General features: G+C 65.3%; 14 protein-coding genes. 7 read left to right on the top strand and 7 right to left on the bottom strand.

The genetic code is table 11. The annotated features are described in order from the left end of the window. Nucleotides 1–68 precede the first annotated feature (68 nt). The 7 genes from J2X56_RS03390 (at nt 69) to J2X56_RS03360 (ending at nt 7,867) form a co-directional block, all read left to right on the top strand. Nucleotides 69–1,553 (top strand): putative sulfate exporter family transporter, encoded by a 1,485-nt coding sequence (locus J2X56_RS03390; protein WP_121045462.1) that lies wholly within the window; start codon nt 69–71, stop codon nt 1,551–1,553. Nucleotides 1,554–1,579: 26 nt separating this feature from the next. Then, nucleotides 1,580–1,738 carry a hypothetical protein gene (locus J2X56_RS03385; protein WP_166675576.1) on the top strand — a complete coding sequence of 53 codons (159 nt, stop codon included), beginning with the start codon at nt 1,580–1,582 and terminating at the stop codon, nt 1,736–1,738. Nucleotides 1,739–1,920: 182 nt separating this feature from the next. Then, the gene (locus J2X56_RS03380; protein WP_121045460.1) at nt 1,921–3,519 is read left to right on the top strand and encodes an ABC transporter substrate-binding protein; all 1,599 of its coding nucleotides are present in this window, start codon (nt 1,921–1,923) and stop codon (nt 3,517–3,519) included. Between the two features lie 11 nt (nt 3,520–3,530). After that, nucleotides 3,531–4,508 (top strand): ABC transporter permease, encoded by a 978-nt coding sequence (locus tag J2X56_RS03375; RefSeq protein ID WP_121045458.1) that lies wholly within the window; start codon nt 3,531–3,533, stop codon nt 4,506–4,508. Between the two features lie 22 nt (nt 4,509–4,530). Continuing rightward, nucleotides 4,531–5,361, top strand: coding sequence for an ABC transporter permease (locus tag J2X56_RS03370; protein ID WP_121045455.1), 831 nt, complete (start codon nt 4,531–4,533; stop codon nt 5,359–5,361). Beyond that, nucleotides 5,358–7,034 (top strand): ABC transporter ATP-binding protein, encoded by a 1,677-nt coding sequence (locus J2X56_RS03365; RefSeq protein WP_134136336.1) that lies wholly within the window; start codon nt 5,358–5,360, stop codon nt 7,032–7,034. Before J2X56_RS03370 ends, J2X56_RS03365 begins: the two co-directional genes overlap by 4 nt. Then, on the top strand, nt 7,031–7,867 hold the full coding sequence (locus tag J2X56_RS03360; protein ID WP_134136334.1) for a VOC family protein: 837 nt from the start codon (nt 7,031–7,033) through the stop codon (nt 7,865–7,867). The genes J2X56_RS03365 and J2X56_RS03360 overlap by 4 nt, the downstream gene beginning before the upstream one ends. Here the strand turns inward: J2X56_RS03360 and J2X56_RS03355 are convergent. The 7 genes from J2X56_RS03355 to tauA form a co-directional block, all read right to left on the bottom strand. Further along, entirely contained in the window at nt 7,854–9,104 is a 1,251-nt protein-coding gene (locus J2X56_RS03355) for an aminotransferase class I/II-fold pyridoxal phosphate-dependent enzyme (RefSeq protein WP_121045449.1), read from the bottom strand. The genes J2X56_RS03360 and J2X56_RS03355 overlap by 14 nt on opposite strands. A 9-nt stretch (nt 9,105–9,113) precedes the next feature. After that, entirely contained in the window at nt 9,114–10,544 is a 1,431-nt protein-coding gene (locus J2X56_RS03350; RefSeq protein ID WP_121045447.1) for an FAD-binding oxidoreductase, read from the bottom strand. After that, nucleotides 10,541–11,467: a transporter substrate-binding domain-containing protein gene (locus J2X56_RS03345; RefSeq protein ID WP_227022704.1), complete on the bottom strand. Its 927-nt coding sequence runs from the start codon at nt 11,465–11,467 to the stop codon at nt 10,541–10,543. The genes J2X56_RS03350 and J2X56_RS03345 overlap by 4 nt, the downstream gene beginning before the upstream one ends. A gap of 173 nt (nt 11,468–11,640) precedes the next feature. After that, nucleotides 11,641–13,884: a rhodanese-like domain-containing protein gene (locus tag J2X56_RS03340; protein WP_199725144.1), complete on the bottom strand. Its 2,244-nt coding sequence runs from the start codon at nt 13,882–13,884 to the stop codon at nt 11,641–11,643. A 52-nt stretch (nt 13,885–13,936) separates the two neighbouring features. Beyond that, entirely contained in the window at nt 13,937–14,818 is an 882-nt protein-coding gene (locus tag J2X56_RS03335) for an ABC transporter permease subunit (RefSeq protein WP_121045443.1), read from the bottom strand. After that, a complete protein-coding gene (locus J2X56_RS03330) occupies nt 14,815–15,600 on the bottom strand; it encodes a taurine ABC transporter ATP-binding protein (protein WP_121045441.1) in 786 nt (261 codons plus the stop codon). Before J2X56_RS03330 ends, J2X56_RS03335 begins: the two co-directional genes overlap by 4 nt. Before the next feature lie 91 nt (nt 15,601–15,691). After that, the gene (gene tauA, locus J2X56_RS03325) at nt 15,692–16,702 is read right to left on the bottom strand and encodes a taurine ABC transporter substrate-binding protein (RefSeq protein ID WP_121045439.1); all 1,011 of its coding nucleotides are present in this window, start codon (nt 16,700–16,702) and stop codon (nt 15,692–15,694) included. Between the last annotated feature and the right edge of the window lie 60 nt (nt 16,703–16,762).

Raw genomic sequence — 16,762 nt, 5'->3', positions numbered from 1 at the left:
CAAACGCGCCATCGCCAACAACATCCAAGACCGCTGGCGTCGTATTCCTTACGCGGAGGTGTTTTTCCATGTCCAATCCCGTGATTGCCAATGCAGTCAATTCCCAGGTGGGCCAGCAGGCTCGCTTCAACGAAGACTGGCTGGCCCTGGGTATCGGCCTGCTGATCTTTGCGCTGGCCTTGAGTGGCCTGGCCGGCGCCAACCTGCTGGGCTGGGTGGTCTCCACTTCGGTCTGGCACGCGCCGGCCGGCGCGCTCGGGCCGACCGCCAAGTCCTATGCGGGACTGGGCGGCATCGGCGCCTTGCTGGCGACCTACGTGGCCCTGCTGGCGGTGCTGTCGCTGGGGGCTTCCCTGCTCAAGCTGCGGGTCGGGCGCTTTGCGGCGGCCTTTACCGTCGTCTTTGCGCTGGCCTACCTGAGCTGGTTCGTGGGCAACAATGCCTACCTGGCTGCGGTGACGCCGGCCGACCTGCAGAAGTTCGGCATCGATTGGTCCCTGCGGCTGACCAATGAAGGTGGCTTCGTGGTGGCATTGATCGTGGGACTGGTCATCAGCAATGTCTTCCCGCGCTTTGCCGACTGGCTCAAGGAAGCCATCCGGCCCGAGCTGTACATCAAGATCGCCATCGTGATCCTGGGCGGGTTCATTGCGGTAACCATCGCCGGCAAGCTCTCGCTGGCCAGCTCGGTGCTGCTGCGTGGACTGGCCGCCATCGTCGAGGCCTACCTCATCTATTGGGCTGTGGTGTATTTCGTGGCGCGCAAGTGGTTCGGTTTTTCGCGGGAATGGGCCGCGCCGCTCGCTTCGGGCATTTCCATTTGCGGCGTGGCGGCTTCCATCGCTACCGGCGGCGCAATCCGCTCACGCCCGGCGGTCCCGGTGCTGGTGTCGTCGCTGGTGGTGATCTTTGCCGTCATCGAGGTGTTGGTGCTGCCGTTCCTGGCCCAGGCTTTCCTCTCGCATGAACCGCTGGTCGCCGCTGCATGGCTGGGCCTGGCGGTCAAGACCGATGGCGCGGCCGTGGCCGCAGGCGGCATCACCGAAGCCCTGATTCAGGCCAAGAACGCGGCCGAGGGCATCCATTACCAGAGTGGCTGGATCCTCGGCACGACGGCGACCGTGAAGGTCTTCATCGACGTCTTCATCGGCATCTGGGCCTTCATCCTGGCCTATATCTGGACCAACCACGTCAATGTGCAGCCCGGCCAGCCGCGCGCCCGCGCCGCTGAAATCTGGGAGCGTTTCCCCAAATTCATCCTGGGCTTCGTGGCGACCTTCCTGGTCGGCTTCTGGCTGGCCACCACCAGCTCGCCCGACACCCTGGCCAAGCTCACGCCCTCGGTCGGCGTCGCCAATACCTTCCGGGTGATCTTCTTCATCCTCACCTTCTTCTCCATCGGGGTGCTCTCCAACTTCCGCAAGCTGTGGGAAGACGGGCTGGGCAAGCTGGTGGCGGTCTATGTGGTGAGCCTGTTCGGCTTCGTGATCTGGGTCGGGCTGCTGGTGTCGTGGATCTTCTTCGCCGGCGTCAAGCCACCACTGGCCAACTGACGCGTTCTTACTGAAAGGATAAGCCCATGTCGCAACAAGAACTGAAACAGGAACTGGCCTCCGGCACCCACGCCGAGCCCCTGCTGCCAATCGAAAAGAAGCTCATCGCCGGCAGTCTCATCACCGGCATTACGCTCCTGGTCGTGCTGTTCGTGGTCAATCACTTCTTTCCGCTGAACGTCTGAGCCGGCCTGGCGAAGTCCTCCCGGGCGGCAGGGAGGACCGCCGGCGATGACGCCTGGGTGCGGGCGTAATCCGCTGGCAACGACAAACGCATTTGCAAATGCGAAATTGGTCGTTCCGCAGCCATCTGCCCCTGACATACGCTGCGCGGTGTTTCCAACAATCCATCACAGGAACAACAACAATGCGCGCAACCCGCCGTCAATTTCTGCTCTCTTCCGGTGCCTTGCTGGTGTCTTCCGCCTGGCCCTCGATTTCCTTTTCCCAGACCGAACCGCGCCGCGGCGGGGTATTGAACGTCCACCTCGGCTCCGAGCAGCGCATCCTCAATCCGGCCTTGCGCGCCTCCACCGGCGTCTACATCGTCACCAGCAAGATCATCGAGTCACTGGTCGACCTGGATGCAGAGGGCAAGCCGGTTGCACAGCTGGCCACCTCCTGGACCAGCTCGGCCGACGGCAAGACCATCACCTTCAAGCTGCGCGAAGGCGTGCAGTGGCATGACGGCAAGCCCTTCACCGCTGCCGACGTACAGTACAACGCGCTGGAGCTGTGGAAGAAGCAGCTCAATTACGCCACAGCCTTGCATCTCTATCTGCGCGCCGTCGATACGCCCGACGCCCACACGGTGGTGTTCCGCTACGAGCGCCCGATGCCGCTGGATCTGCTGCTCCGCGCACTGGCCGACCTGGGCTACGTGGTGCCGCGTCATATCTACGAAAAATCCAATGTGCTGGAGAATCCGGCCAATACCGCGCCCATCGGTACCGGTCCGTTCCGTTTCGTGGAATACCAGCGCGGCCAGTACATCATTGCCGAGCGCAATCCGAATTACTGGCGCAAGGGCTTGCCTTACCTGGACCGCATCGTCTGGCGCATCATCACCGACAAGTCGGCTGCTACCGCAGCGCTGGAGACAGGCTCGCTGCAATTGTCGGCCTATTCACAGCTGGGCCTGGCCGATCTCGACCGCCTGCGCAAGAATCCCAAGTTCGAAGTGCGCAGCAAGGGACTGGAGGCCAACCTCTTCAACAATACGGTGGAGTTCAACGTCCGCCGCAAGGAACTGTCCGACGTGCGCGTGCGCCGTGCCATCGTGCATGCCATCGACATCAATTACTTCATCGAGAACTTCCTCTATGGCCTGGGCAAGCCGGCCAACGGACCGATTCCCTCGAGCTCGTCGTTCTCGCCCAAGGGGGCCAAGCCGCCTTATCCCTTCGATCCCAAGCGCGCCGAGTCCCTGCTGGAAGAAGCAGGCTACAAGCGCGGCAAGGATGGCGTGCGTTTCGCCCTGAAGCTGGTGCCGATCCAGAACGGCGAAGACGTGCCGCTGCTGGCCACCTTCATCCAGCAGTCGCTGGAGGCGGTGGGCATCAAGGTCGAGATCGTGCAGTACGACATCGCCGGCGCATTGACTGCCGTCTACAAGGACAGCAATTTCGACATCGCCACCGGCTGGCACCAGTTCCGCGGCGATCCGGCCGTCTCCACCACCGTCTGGTATCGCTCGGGCAGCCCGGCCGGCGCGCCCTGGACCAACCAGTACGGCTGGAAGTCCGAGAAGGTCGACAAGCTCATCGACGATGCCGCCAGCGAGATCGATCCCGCCAAGCGCCGTGCGCTCTATGCGCAGTGGGTGCAGGCCGTCAACGACGAACTGCCGATCTGGATGGCCACCGAGCGCGAGTTCTATTCGGTGGTCAGCCGCAACGTGCAGAACGGCCACAACAATGCCCGCTGGCCTTCCAGCAGCTGGCATGACACCTGGCTCAAGGCATAAGGGGCGAACGCATGCGTCTGTTTGCCCTGGCCGGACGCCGCCTGCTGGCGGCGCTGCCGGCCTTGCTGATCATCCTGGCGGGATTGTTCCTGCTGCTGCAACTGGCTCCCGGCGACACCGTCGATGCGCTGGTGGCGCAGATGGGCGGTGGTGACGCCACCATGATCGCCAGCCTGCGCGAGTACTACCGTCTCAATGATTCGGTCTCGGTGCGCCTGGGCGACTACCTGTGGCGGCTGGTGCATCTGGACCTGGGTCACTCGGCCATCTACGGCAAGCCGGTCGCGCAGGTCATCATCGAGCGCTTGCCGGCGACCCTGCTGCTGATGGGCTCGGCGCTGGCCATCGCTTTTGCGGTGGGCATGGCGCTGGGCGTGCTGGCGGCGCGGCGCGTGAATCGCTGGCCCGATACGCTCATCTCCACCCTGGGCCTGGTGTTCTATGCCACGCCCTCGTTCTGGTTCGGCCTGATGGGCATATTCGTCTTCGCCATCTGGCTGGACTGGCTGCCCTCGGGCGGCTTCGAGTCCATCGACGTGGCCTTGCACGGCTGGGCCAGAGTGGCCGATATCGCCTGGCACCTGACGCTGCCGACGGTCACCCTGTCGCTGATCTTCCTGGCGGTGTACCTGCGCATCATGCGTGCCTCCATGCTGGAGGTGTCGACCCAGGACTTCATCCGTACCGCCCGTGCCAAGGGCGTGGGCGAGACGGCCGTGGTGGTGCGCCACATGCTGCGCAATGCGCTGCTGCCCATGGTCACCCTGATCGGCCTGCAGGCCGGCACCATGCTGGGCGGCTCGGTGGTGGTGGAGACCGTGTTCGCCTTGCCCGGGCTGGGGCGGCTCGCCTATGAAGCGGTGCTGCAGCGGGATCTCAACACCTTGCTGGGCATCGTCTTCGTCTCGGCGCTGCTGGTCATCGCCATCAACTTTGTGGTCGACCTGCTTTATGCGCGGCTGGACCCGCGCATTCACGGCACGCACTGAATCAAGGACCTGGCGACATCCCATGAATCTGCTCAAACGTTACCTGCGCAATCCGGCCGCCGTGGTCGGACTGCTGCTCCTGCTGGCCGTGGTGGCCGGCGCCCTGGCCGCCGGCTGGGTTTATCCGCGCAATCCCCTGTCGCTGGCCGGGCGCCCGTTGCAGTGGCCGGGCGACAGCGCGCGCTTCCTGCTGGGTACCGACCAGGTCGGCCGTGACATCGCCGCCCAGATCCTGCATGGTGCCCGCATCTCGCTGGGCATCGGCGTGGTCGCCACGGCCATCGCGGCCATCATCGGCCTGGTGCTGGGTGCGGTGGCCGGCTTCTACGGCGGCTGGATCGACGATGTGCTCATGCGCATCACGGAAGCCTTCCAGATCCTGCCCAATTTTCTCTTGCTGCTGGTACTGGTGGCGGTGTTTGGTTCGGACATCCGTACCGTGGTGCTGTCCATCGGCATCGTTTCCTGGCCACCGGTGGCGCGGCTGACGCGCTCGCAATTCCTGGCGCTGCGCCATGGCGAGTTCGTGCAGGCTGCGCGCAGCCTGGGCGTGGGCGACATCAAGCTGATCTTCCGCGAGATCCTGCCCAATGCCTTGCCGCCGGTGATCGTCTATGCCAGCGTCATCATGGCCGTGGCCATCCTGCTGGAAAGCGCGCTGGCCTTCCTCAATCTCTCTGATCCCAATGTGCCGTCGTGGGGCAACCTGATCGGCGCCGGCCGTGGCGTGATCCGCGTGCAATGGTATGTCTCGGCCATTCCCGGGGTGGCCATCCTGCTGACCGTGCTGGGAATTTCGCTGGTCGGACAGGGCCTCAATGACGCACTCAATCCAAGGCTGCACCGCTCATGACCGCTCCTCATCCTCTTCCTCCCGCGTTGCTGTCGGTGCGCCAATTATCGATCGCACTGCCCAAGGGCGCGGACCGGGCGCTGGCACTCGATGACGTTTCCTTCGAGTTGCGTGCCGGTGAAATCCTGTGCGTGGTCGGCGAGAGCGGCTCGGGCAAGTCGTTGACGGCCAATGCCTTGCTGGGCCTGCTGCCCGAAGGCGTGGCCGTGCGCGGCGGCCAGGCGCTCTGGCAGGGCCGCGAGGACCTGCTGCAACTGAACCCCGCCGAGCTGCGCCGCCTGCGCGGCCAGGGCATCGGCATGATCTTCCAGGAACCGATGACGGCCCTGAACCCCTTGCACACCATCGGCCGCCAACTGGCCGAGGTGTTTGAGGTCCACACCACGCTGCGCCGGCACGAGATTGCCGTGCGCGTGCATGACCTGCTGGTGGCGGTGCAGCTGCCTGATCCGGCGCGCGCGCTCAAGGCTTATCCGCATGAACTCTCGGGCGGACAGCGCCAGCGGGTGATGATCGCCATGGCCCTGGCGCTGGAACCGGCCCTCCTGATTGCGGACGAACCGACGACGGCGCTCGATGTCACCACCCAGGCGCAGATCCTGCACCTGATCCACGAACTGCAACGCCGGCGCGGCACGGCCGTGCTATTTATCACCCACGACTTCGGTGTGGTCGCCGAGATCGCCGACCGCGTGGCGGTCATGCAGAAGGGCAAGCTGGTGGAGCAGGGGCCCGCAGAAGACGTTCTCAACGCCCCGCTGCATCCCTATACCCGCAGCCTGATCGCTGCCGTACCGGCCTTGGTCCCGCCGCCGCCGCGCCCGGCAGCCACCACCAGTGATGCGGCTCTCGCGCTGGAGGTCAGTGGCCTGTCCAAGACCTATCGTCCGCGCGGCTGGTTCCAGCGCAAGACCCCAGCCCGTCCGGCCGTCAACGAGGTCAGCCTGCTCCTGCCAGCGGGCGCAACGCTGGGCATCGTCGGCGAAAGCGGCTCCGGCAAATCGACCCTGGCGCGCCTGATCCTGGGTCTGCTACAACCTGATGCCGGCCGCATCCAGGTCGGTGGTGCTCCCTTGCCCCAGGGTTGGCGACGACGGCGCGAGCGGGCCAGCCAGATCCAGATGGTGTTCCAGGATCCGTATGGATCGCTCAATCCGCGCCATCGCGTGGGCGACATCGTCGCGCAAGGTCCCTTGGAACAAGGCGTGCCACGCCGGCAGGTTCTGGCGCAGGTGCGCGAATTGTTCGCGCTGGTGGGGCTGGATCCGAATGCCTTGCAGCGCTATCCCCATGAATTTTCCGGTGGCCAGCGCCAGCGCATCGGCCTGGCGCGTGCGCTGGCCTTGCAACCGCGCGTGCTGCTGGCCGATGAGCCGGTGTCGGCGCTGGATGTGTCGGTACAGGCGCAAGTGTTGGCCTTGCTGGCGCGCCTGCGTGAACAGCTGGGGCTGTCGATACTTTTCATTACCCATGACCTGCGCGTAGCGGCGCAGATCTGCGACCGCATCGCCGTCATGAAGGACGGCCGGGTAGTCGAAAGCGGCAGCAGCGCCGAGGTATTCGGTGCGCCTGTCCATCCCTATACGCGCCAGCTGCTCGACTCGGTTCCGGGCCGGCACTGGCATCACGCGCTGGCCCGTGAGGACAGCCACACCCACCGGAGACAAGCATGACCCAACGTATCGACCACGTCGTGATCCACGTCGAAGAAGCCCTGGACCAGGCCCAGGAAGCCTATGCCCGCCTGGGTTTTGCGCTCACCCCGCGCGGCCATCATTCCAAAGGCACCAGCAATCACCTGGCCGTCTTCGGCGATGATTACCTGGAGCTGCTGGGGGTGGAGCCGCAGCGCTCCACCTTGCGCTGGGGCCATCCTGGCGGGCTGGCCGGGCTGGTCTTCAAGACCAGCGATGCCGATCACACCTGGCGCCACCTGGCTGAGCGCGGCGTGCCGCTGGAAGAAGGCGGGCCGCAGTCCTTCCACCGGCCGGTGGTGGTCGACGGGCAGCACCTGGGCGATGCCCGTTTTCGTACCCTGCGAATTGCCGCCAACCGCATCCCCAACGGCCGGGTGTTCTTTTGTGAGCACGGCACGCCCGAACTGGTGTGGCGCAAGGAATGGCAGCAGCATCCCAACGGTGCAACGGGCCTGGCCGAATATGTCTACCTGGCGCTCGATCCGAGCGCTGCCCAAAGCATCCTGGCGCAGGCGTTCGGTACGGGCAGCCTGACCCGGCATGCGCATGGCGTGCGTTTCCAGGCCGGCCCCACGGCCATCTGGTATCTGACCCGCGAGGGCGTGGCAGCGCATTACGGTGTGGATGTGGGATTGGTACCCCAAGGCATCGAGCGTGCCGTGGGATTGACCGTGCGCGTGCAGTCGCTGGACGCGACGCGCGCTTACCTGCAGGAACAGGCCGTGGAGGGCGTGCAGGAAAGCGGCGGCAAGCTGGTGGTGCCGCCGTCGCAGACGCATGGCGTCATTCTCGGTTTCAGTACTGATTGAGTTCAAGTACTGGCGCGCGCAAGGCGCTGACCGCGCGCTTGAGCCGCCGCATGGCCTCTTCCAGCACCGCATCGGCAGCCGCCGTGGACAAGCGCAGATAGGGCGAGAGCCCGAAGGCCGCGCCATCGACCAGCGCCAGTCCTTCGGACTCCAGCAGCCATTGCACCGCATCCTGGTCCGTGGCAATCACCTGGCCATCCGGACGCACCTGGCCGATCAGCCCGGCGCAATGGACGAAGGCAAAGAAGGAACCATCGATACGGCGCAGGGCCAGGCCCGGGATGTTGGCGATGGCGGCTTCCACCAGTCGCGCGCGGCGCGCATAGGCTTGGCGTGCCTGCACGGCAAACTCCTGGTCGGGTGACTCCAGCGCCGCCTGGGTCGCCGCCTGCGCGATGGCGTTGGGGCCGGACGAAACCTGTGACTGGATCACCACCATGGCCTGCACCAGCCGTTCCGGTCCCGCTCCCCAGCCAATGCGCCAGCCCGTCATGGCATAGGTCTTGGAAGCGCCGCTGACCAGCAGGGTGCGGGCCTTCAGGTCCGGTGCCACATGCAGCCAGTGCACCGGTGCCTCCGGCGTAAACCAGATGTGCTCATACAGTTCATCGAGCAGCACCAGCACCTGCGGATGCCGTCGCAGCACCTCGGCCAGCGCGGCCAGTTCGTCGCGGTCATAGACGGCCCCCGAAGGATTGCCCGGCGTGTTCAGGACCAGCCAGCGCGTGCGCGGCGTGATGGCCGCCTCCAGTGCGGCAGCGCTGAGCTTGTAGCCGGTCTCGATGCCGCTGGCCACCAGCACCGGTACGCCATCGTTGACCAGCACCATGTCCGGGAAGGACGGCCAGTACGGGGTGGGAATGATCACCTCATCGCCTTCGGCCAGGGTGGCGGCAAAGGCGCTGTAGATGACCTGCTTGCCGCCATTGCTGACGATGATCTGGCCGGTACCGTACTCCAATGCCAGTTCGTTCAGGTATTTGCTGCTGATGGCACGGCGCAGGCCGAGCGTGCCGGGGGTGGGCGTGTATTTTGTTTCACCACGCGCCAAAGCGGCGATGGCGGCCTGCTTGATCGCTTCGGGGGTGTCGAAATCGGGTTCGCCGGTGGTCAGCGAAATGATGTCGCGCCCTTCGGCGGCCAAGGCCGCAGCGCGGGCTGCCGCAGCGGCATTGGGAGAGAGCTTCACGCGCGAGACGCGCGGCGAGAGCACGATGGGGGCAATGGCCTGGCTCATGGTGGTGGTCTAGGGTCGGTGGTCGAGAGTGAGAATCTTGGCGGGATTGAGCAGGCCCAGCGGATCAAAGGCGGTCTTGAGCCTGCGCATCAGGTCCAGTTCAACTGCGCTTTTGTAGCGTGGCAGCAGGTCGCGCTTGGTCTGGCCGATGCCGTGCTCGGCACTGATTGATCCTGCATGGGCGTGCACACTGTCATGCACGATGGCATGGATATGGTCTTCCACGGCAAAGAGTTCGGCGGCCGTGCCGGAGAGCGCATGCGAGACGTTGTAATGCAGGTTGCCATCGCCCAGGTGGCCGAACGCCACCGGGCGCACCCCTGGAAAGCCGGCCTGCAGCGCAGCTGCCGTGGCCGTGAGGAAGGCCGGAATGCGCGAGATCGGCAGCGAGATGTCGTGCTTGACGTTGCCCCCGTCACGCTTCTGGGCCACGCCCAGCGCTTCATCGCGCAAGCGCCACAGGGCCAGGTGCTGGCTGCTGCTCTGCGCCAGCGCGGCGTCCTGGACGATGCCGTCCTCCATGGCCTGCGACAGCACCTTCTCGAAGAGGGTGCGCGCATGTTGATCGTCCTGGCTGTCGGAGAGCTCGATGAGGGCGTACCAGGGATGGCCGAGCGCAAGCGGCAGCGGCTGCTCCGGCACGTGCTGGGCAACCAGGCCGAGGATGGCCTCGGAGAGCAGCTCGAAGGCCGTCAGGCCGGCGCCGAAACCGGCACGGGCCAGATTGAGGAAAGACAGCGCCGTTTCGATGCTGGCAAACGCCAACAGGGCGGTTTGCTGGGCTGCCGGCAGCGGATGCAGCTTGAGGGTCGCTGCCGTGATGATGCCCAAGGTTCCCTCGCTGCCCACGTACAGGTCGCGCAGGGCGTAGCCGGTATTGTCCTTGCGCAAGCCGCGCAGGCCGTCCCAGATCTCGCCTTCGGCGGTGACCACTTCCAGCCCCAGTGTCAGCTCGCGTGCGTTGCCATAGCGCAGCACCTGGGTGCCACCGGCATTGGTGGCCAGGTTGCCGCCGATGGTGCAACTGCCCTGGGAACCCAGGCTGAGCGCAAACAGCCGGCCGGCCTCGCGTGCGGCCTGCTGGACATTGGCCAGGATGGCACCGGCTTCGACGGTCAGGGTGTCGTTGTCCGTATCGATGTGGCGGATGCGGTTGAGCCGCCCCAGCAGCAGGACGATGGCCTGCCCGGAGGTGTCTGGCGTAGCGCCACCCATGAGACCCGTATTGCCGCCCTGGGCGACGATGGGTGTGCGGTACTGACGGCACAGGCGGACCACCTCGGCAACCTGGTGGGTATCGGCCGGCCGTACCACCGCCAGCGCCTGCCCGGTGAGGCGGCCGTGCTGGTCGGTCAGATAGCCCGCGGCGTCTGTCCCGACCAGTACGTGCGCCGTACCCAGGGCGGTTCGCAGCGCATCAAGCAGAGCCGCTGCGCTCATGGCTTGCTGCTCTTGGTGGCGTCAGCCAGTTGCGCCGACTTGTAGACGTCGAAATCAAAGGGCGCACGATCAAACTTGCCCTTGAGCGCAAGCTCGTGGCGGCTGGCAATCCATTTGTCCGGGACACCCCATTGGCGCGCCTGGCGCAGCAGGAAACCGGAGCGATGCCAATCCTGGATGGCCTTGTCGACGAAGGCCTGGGTATCGCTTTCTCCCTTGCGCACCCAGACCACGGTGGGCGAGGGAATCAGCTGGTCTTCGGTGCCAAGGGTGAAGTCCTTCCACTGGTCGCTGCCATCGCCGTGCAGGGTGTTGTAGAGCGCCGGGTAGACGTGCACCGATGCGTCGCAGGTACCGCCCTTGAGCGCCAGCAAGGACTCGGGAATGCCTCGCAAGCCCTTGACCACGGCACCATAGCTTTCCGCCAGTGGTTTGGCGAAATTGCTGCCCTGGGAAACGCAGGCAACTTTGCCGCGCAGGTCTTCCCAGCGCTTGATGCCGCTGGATTTGGCCACCAGTGCGCCGCCGCCGATGAGGTCGTAGGGCGTGGGTGCGAAGGACAGCGTATCGCTGCGTTCCTTGGTCCACTGGATGTTGGCGATGAGCAGATCGACCTTGCCGGTCTGCAGGAACTGCACGCGTGTCGAGGCAGTGACCGACACGGTTTCCAGCGACACGCCCAGGCGGCGGGCAATATCGGCGGCCAGTTCGTATTGGTAGCCGCCGGTCTTGCCGGTCGCCGGATCCATCACCCCGAACGGAGGACTGATCCCGTCCACGCCCACGGAGAGCTTGCCGCGCTGCTTGATCTTGTCGAGGGTGGCATCGGCCTGTGCAGCGGGACTGGCCAGCAGGGCCAGCGGCAGCAGCAGGGTGAAGAGACGGGAAGCAGTACGAGGCAGAGAAACGGACGCAGAGGACATGGCGGATCGCAGAGGACGGTTGAACATGGGCGCAGATCATGCAATATCCCGGCAACCGCGAGCAACGAAGCTTTTTGCGTTTGCTAATGCGCTTTATGCCCGTCCTGCAAACCGGTCACCGGCCTTCGCGCCGGCATGCGCTGCACCGGAAGCGAAGGCTGGTTCCCATTGCCTTACTCGATCAGGCTAATACCGGTATGTCCTTCGCGTTCCAGCTGGGCTACCAGGCCGAGTTCCCACTCCAGGTAGTCGACGAAGCCGGCATTGCGCAGCGCCAGGTCCTTGTGCAGGTAGGGGCTGTAGCCCTGGTCATCGTCGCCGGTGACCACGCCCTCGCTGCCGCTGCCGGTGGGCAGCTCGGCGGTGATCCAGCCTTGCGTACCGCCGCGCAGGGCTAGCAGCGGCTGCGCCGGTTTCGCGCCACGCAGCAATCCTGCGGCCACGCTGGCGGCCAGCACGCCGTCGCCGGAAACCAGCACCACCGAGAGCTCCGCCGGCTGCGAGGCCAGGAACTCCGCCAGGCGGCTTGGCGCGACGAAGCGGGCCGAGGCCGGATGCCGCTTCTCGTAGGCTGCACGGCTGTCGATGTCGATCAGGATGGCGTTGCCCGCCGCTTGCAAGCTGGCCGCCTGCGCCGGGGAGATCACTGGCGCAGGGTGGTCGGGGACCAGCACGCGTACCGGCTCCGGCCCGGTCACGCGGGCTGCCTCGGAACCGTGGGTGGCCGGGGCATACACGGAGATATCCCATCCCAGCTGGGCCAGCCAGGCGGCGGTCGTGAGGGCGCGCACGCCATCCCAATCGGCCAGCACGATGCGGGCGCCCCGGGTCCCTGCATATTCATCGGTGGCCTGTACCAGCTGGCCACCCGGTGCCCAGCGCCAGCCTTCAAGATGGCCGGCCTCGTATTCGGCGCGGGTGCGGATATCGAACAGGTAGAGCGTGCGTTGCTGCTGCCGTGCGGCCTCCTGCCAGCGCTTGAGGGTAGTGCTGTCGATACGGCGCACGCCGGCCCGTTGCGCCACGGCTTCGGCTTGCGCGCGCGCACTGGCCTGGGTGCTGGCCGAGGGTTCGGGCAGCGCCGTCTGGCGGCCGTGCGACAGCGTACGGCCGGTCAGCAGCCAATCCATGGTGCCGTTGCGCAGCGAGACCACGCGATTGGGAATGCCGGCGTCGATGAGCGTTTGAGCGCCGACGATGCTGCGGGTGCGACCGGCACAATTGACTACCACCAGCGTCTTCGGATCGGGCGCGATCTCGCCGATGCGGTAGACCAGTTCGGCCCCCGGTACGCTGTGGGCGAACGGCAGGCTGAAGGCGGCGAATTCTTCCGGCGTGCGGCTGTCGACCACCGCAATGTCTTCACCCTGCTGGACCAGGTGCTCCAGCTCATCGGAGGTGATCCAGGGCGTCTGCTTCTCGTGTTCGATGACTTCGCCAAAGGCCTTGCTGGGCACATTGGTGCCGCTGAACACTTCCAGTCCGGCGGCCGCCCAGGCTTCGGTGCCGCCTGCCAGGACCGAGACATTGGTCCAGCCGAGGCGGATCAGCTGATGCGCGCCGTCGTGCGCCTGGCTTTCATCGCCATCGACCACCACGATGCGGGTATTGCGCAGCGGTACCAGGCGATCGATCTCCAGCGGCAGCCGCCAGCGCGGCGCCGACACGGCAAACAGGAGGTGGCTGCGGGCATAGACGCCGGCATCGCGCACGTCCAGCAGGGCGATTTCTTCACGCCCGGCCAGCGCCGCCTTGAGCGCCTGCGGGCTGATGCGCGCGTGGCGAATCCCGGCCGGCGGGCCGAAGGTGCGATAGCTGCCGCCTTCGCGGCTCTCGAAGACTACGCGCGCCGGCATGTGGTCCAGACCACGGCCGTAGAAGTGCAGGTGCAAGCCGGTCTGCGGGCCCTGCAATTCGATGGTGTGCACATCGTCCGGCCCAAGGATGACCGAATTGCCCGGCACGACATCGATGGTGCGTTCAGGGGTGAGGGTATCGCGTGCGGGGTCGGCGGTCTTTTCGCGGCGATAGAAGACATTGCGCTCGATGCCCTGCACGCCGGTGATCATGGCCCAGGTCGTATGGTCGTGCGGCTGGACCGACTTGCCTGGCAAACCGACCGAGAGGTAAAGGGCGAACGTGCCGTCGGTCTCTTCGCTGAGGCGATAGACCACGGCCGGGGTTTCTTCATTGACCGGGAAGTCGCCTTCCGGAAACAGCGCCGTTTGGCGGCCCAGGGTTTCCAGATGGCGGGCTACCGCTTCCAGGTCCTCGCGCCGCGCATGCGCGGGGTCGCCGATCAGTTGGCGGGCGGTCGCCACGAAGTGGGCAACGGCGGCGGCACGGCGTGTGGCGACGGAGAGCTCGTCGGTGTGGTCAGGATCGCGTGCAACGGCGGAAAGGTGAGCAGATGTCATGGCTTGAAAGTGTCAGGGGATTGAAGGAGGAAAGCAGGCTGGCCCGATGGCCTCAGCTCTTGCCCTTCCAGGGAACCAGCGCGCGTTCCAGCAGGCGCATGCCATAGCTGAAGACGAAGGCGCAGATGGCAATCAAGGCGATGCCGACGAAGACCGCATCGGTGGCCAGGAAGTGAGATGCCGACATGATCATGTAGCCGATGCCGCGATTGGCTGCAATCAGTTCGGCTGCCACCAGGGTGCTCCAGCCCACGCCCAGCGCGATGCGGATGCCGGTCAGGATTTCCGGCAGAGCCGAGGGCAGGACGATCTCGACCAGCAGTTGCCAGCGTGTCGCGCCCAGCGAGAGCGCCGCATTGACCCGCTCCAGCGGCAGCGAGCGTACGCCCGCCTGCGCCGACAGCACCACGGGTGCAAACATGGCCAGGGTCAGCAGGGTGATCTTGGAGGCTTCACCAATGCCCAGCCAGATGATCATCAAGGGCAGGTAAGCCAGCGGCGGCAGGGGCCAATAGAATTCAATCGGGGTATCGAGCACGCCCTTGACCCAGCGATTGAGCCCCATCAGCAGGCCCACCGGGATGCCCAGCGAGACCGCAATGACACCGGCGGTCAGGATGCGCAGCAGGCTTGCGCCCACGTGTTCGGTCAGGGTGGCATTGGCGTAGCCGTCTTCCCAGATGCTCCGGGCCACATTGATGACCTCGGAAGGGGTAGGCAGGAACAGGTGCGGCACCCAGCCGGTCTGCGCGATGAGCCACCACAGCGCCAGGATGGCGATGCCGGCGGCCATGCTGATGCGCACCGTAGAGCCTTCGCCGATGCCGAAGCTGCGCATCTTGACCAGGCGCGGCGGCGCACTGGCCGTAGTGGGAGCCGATGTCCCTGCGCGCAGGGAATCGAGCAAAGGGAGGGGTTGGACTTGGTCGCTCATGATGTGACGAGGTCTTCGGACTGGTGGACGATGGCGCGAATCTCTTCACGCAATTGTGCAAAGGCAGGTTCGGTCTTGATGGCCCGGGCATCGCCTTCGGCGGCAAAACGGCGCACGAAATCGGTCTCGAAACGCGCCACGATGCGGCCCGGGCGCGGTGACATCACGATCACCTCGGTGCCCAGGAAAAGCGCTTCCTCGATGGAGTGCGTGATGAAGAAAACCTGCTTGCCCGTGCGTGCCCAGACCGACACCAGCAGCTCCTGCATCTGTTCGCGGGTCATGCTGTCGAGCGCACCGAAGGGCTCATCCATGAGCAGGATCTTGGGATCCGGAGCCAAAGCGCGGGCCAGGCCCACGCGCTGGCGCATGCCGCCCGAGAGTTCGTAGGGGGCAGCCTTGGCAAAATCCTGCAGTCCTACCAGGCGCAACAACTCCTGCGCACGGTCGCGGCTTTCATTGCGCGGCACGCCGGCAAACTTCAGACCGAGGGCGACGTTGTCCTGCACCGATTTCCAGGGCAGCAGGCTGTCCTTCTGGAACACTACACCACGCTCGGCACCGGGTCCGGAAACCGGTCTGCCGTCGAGGGTGATGCTGCCTTCGGAGAGCGGCAGGAATCCTGCCATGGCATTGAGCAAGGTCGACTTGCCACAGCCCGAGGTGCCCAGCGCGACCACGAAGCCGCGTTCGGGAATCTCCAGCGAGACCCGGTCCAGCGCATGGACCACCTGTTTGTCCCGGCCGGCAAAGAAGACGCTGGCGTTTTCTACTTTCAACATGTGTGTTCTTTCCAAACCGTGCAAACGCAAGCGCCGTGCGACAGGGTGGCTATCAGCACGGCGGGCTCGCAGACGGTATCGACGGGGAGGCTTACTTCAGGCCAGTCACCGCCGTTGGGGTGACGAAGGCGGCATAGCTGGGCAGCACGTCCGAGATCTTCTTCTGTTCCTTCAGGAACACGGCGGTTTCCTTGAGGATCTTGGCCAGGCCCGAGTTTTCACCGCCACCCAGCCAGGCCGGCGAGGCTTGGGCGCTGACCGGTACCAGGTTCAGGTTCTGCAGGCCCGAAGCCTGGTCGGCCGGGGTGCCGCCGAGCAGCTTGGCCAGCAGGCGTGCGTTCTCGCTATCCTTGTTCCAGGCGGCCTTGTCGTTCTGGAAGGACAGGCTGGCCTTGTCGATCACGGCGCTGAAGGTCTTCAGGAATTCAGGCTGTTCCTTGGCAAACGAGCCGGTGGCAATCCACGCCGAGAAGGTCGGCGCGCCCTTGTCGGCCACATCCTTGGAGGTCACCAGAACTTTGCCGTTTTTCTTCAGTTCGGTCAGAGCCGGGTCCCAGACGAACCCGCCGTCGATGTCGCCACGATTGTAGGCGGCCACGATTTCAGGCTGCGGAATGGCAAAAACCTTCACATCCTTCTCTGTCCACCCCTGGCTCTTGATCAGCGCCAGCAGCTGGTAATGGTCGGTGGAGACGGGCGCGGCCGCCAGCTTCTTGCCCTTCAGGTCGGCAACGCTGTTGATGCCCGAACCATTGCGCACCACCAAGGCCTCATCGGTCCCGGAGATGGAGGCCAGGTAAAAGGCCTTGACGTCGAGTCCGCGCGAAGCGGCCGCAGCCAACGGGCTCGAGCCCACGTAGCCCACCTGCACATCGCCACCGGCGATGGCCGCGATCACGTCGGCGCCGGAGTTGAACTTGCGGAAGTCGATCTTCTTGCCGGTGGCCTTTTCGAATTCACCGTTGGCGATGGCCAGGGACGAGGGCAGGGCATCGCTCTGGTAGCCGACAACGATGGGCTTGTCGGCTGCACCTGCGGCTGTGGCTCCGGTCAGCAGCAGGGCGGCGATGGCGGTGTTGAATACTCTTCTTGTGATGTGCATGGTCTGTTCCTGTTCTTGGTTTAATGGGCGCGCAAGCTTGCGTCGTTGATGAGTATGCAA

Source organism: Herbaspirillum sp. 1173, from assembly GCF_031455335.1.
Lineage (GTDB): Bacteria > Pseudomonadota > Gammaproteobacteria > Burkholderiales > Burkholderiaceae_D > Herbaspirillum > Herbaspirillum huttiense.
The sequence above is the reverse complement of the archived record's forward strand: the minus strand, read 5'-3'. Positions and strand labels throughout refer to the sequence as shown.

Bases quoted from the DNA above. Each gene is read 5' to 3' on its own strand.
- J2X56_RS03335 (WP_121045443.1), bottom strand. From the start codon at position 14,818: ATGAGCGACCAAGTCCAACCCCTCCCTTTGCTCGATTCCCTGCGCGCA.
- J2X56_RS03375 (WP_121045458.1), top strand. From the start codon at position 3,531: ATGCGTCTGTTTGCCCTGGCCGGACGCCGCCTGCTGGCGGCGCTGCCG.
- J2X56_RS03360 (WP_134136334.1), top strand. From the start codon at position 7,031: ATGACCCAACGTATCGACCACGTCGTGATCCACGTCGAAGAAGCCCTG.
- J2X56_RS03380 (WP_121045460.1), top strand. From the start codon at position 1,921: ATGCGCGCAACCCGCCGTCAATTTCTGCTCTCTTCCGGTGCCTTGCTG.
- J2X56_RS03365 (WP_134136336.1), top strand. From the start codon at position 5,358: ATGACCGCTCCTCATCCTCTTCCTCCCGCGTTGCTGTCGGTGCGCCAA.
- J2X56_RS03355 (WP_121045449.1), bottom strand. From the start codon at position 9,104: ATGAGCCAGGCCATTGCCCCCATCGTGCTCTCGCCGCGCGTCTCGCGC.
- J2X56_RS03370 (WP_121045455.1), top strand. From the start codon at position 4,531: ATGAATCTGCTCAAACGTTACCTGCGCAATCCGGCCGCCGTGGTCGGA.
- J2X56_RS03385 (WP_166675576.1), top strand. From the start codon at position 1,580: ATGTCGCAACAAGAACTGAAACAGGAACTGGCCTCCGGCACCCACGCC.
- J2X56_RS03390 (WP_121045462.1), top strand. From the start codon at position 69: ATGTCCAATCCCGTGATTGCCAATGCAGTCAATTCCCAGGTGGGCCAG.
- J2X56_RS03330 (WP_121045441.1), bottom strand. From the start codon at position 15,600: ATGTTGAAAGTAGAAAACGCCAGCGTCTTCTTTGCCGGCCGGGACAAA.
- J2X56_RS03340 (WP_199725144.1), bottom strand. From the start codon at position 13,884: ATGACATCTGCTCACCTTTCCGCCGTTGCACGCGATCCTGACCACACC.
- J2X56_RS03345 (WP_227022704.1), bottom strand. From the start codon at position 11,467: ATGTCCTCTGCGTCCGTTTCTCTGCCTCGTACTGCTTCCCGTCTCTTC.
- tauA (WP_121045439.1), bottom strand. From the start codon at position 16,702: ATGCACATCACAAGAAGAGTATTCAACACCGCCATCGCCGCCCTGCTG.
- J2X56_RS03350 (WP_121045447.1), bottom strand. From the start codon at position 10,544: ATGAGCGCAGCGGCTCTGCTTGATGCGCTGCGAACCGCCCTGGGTACG.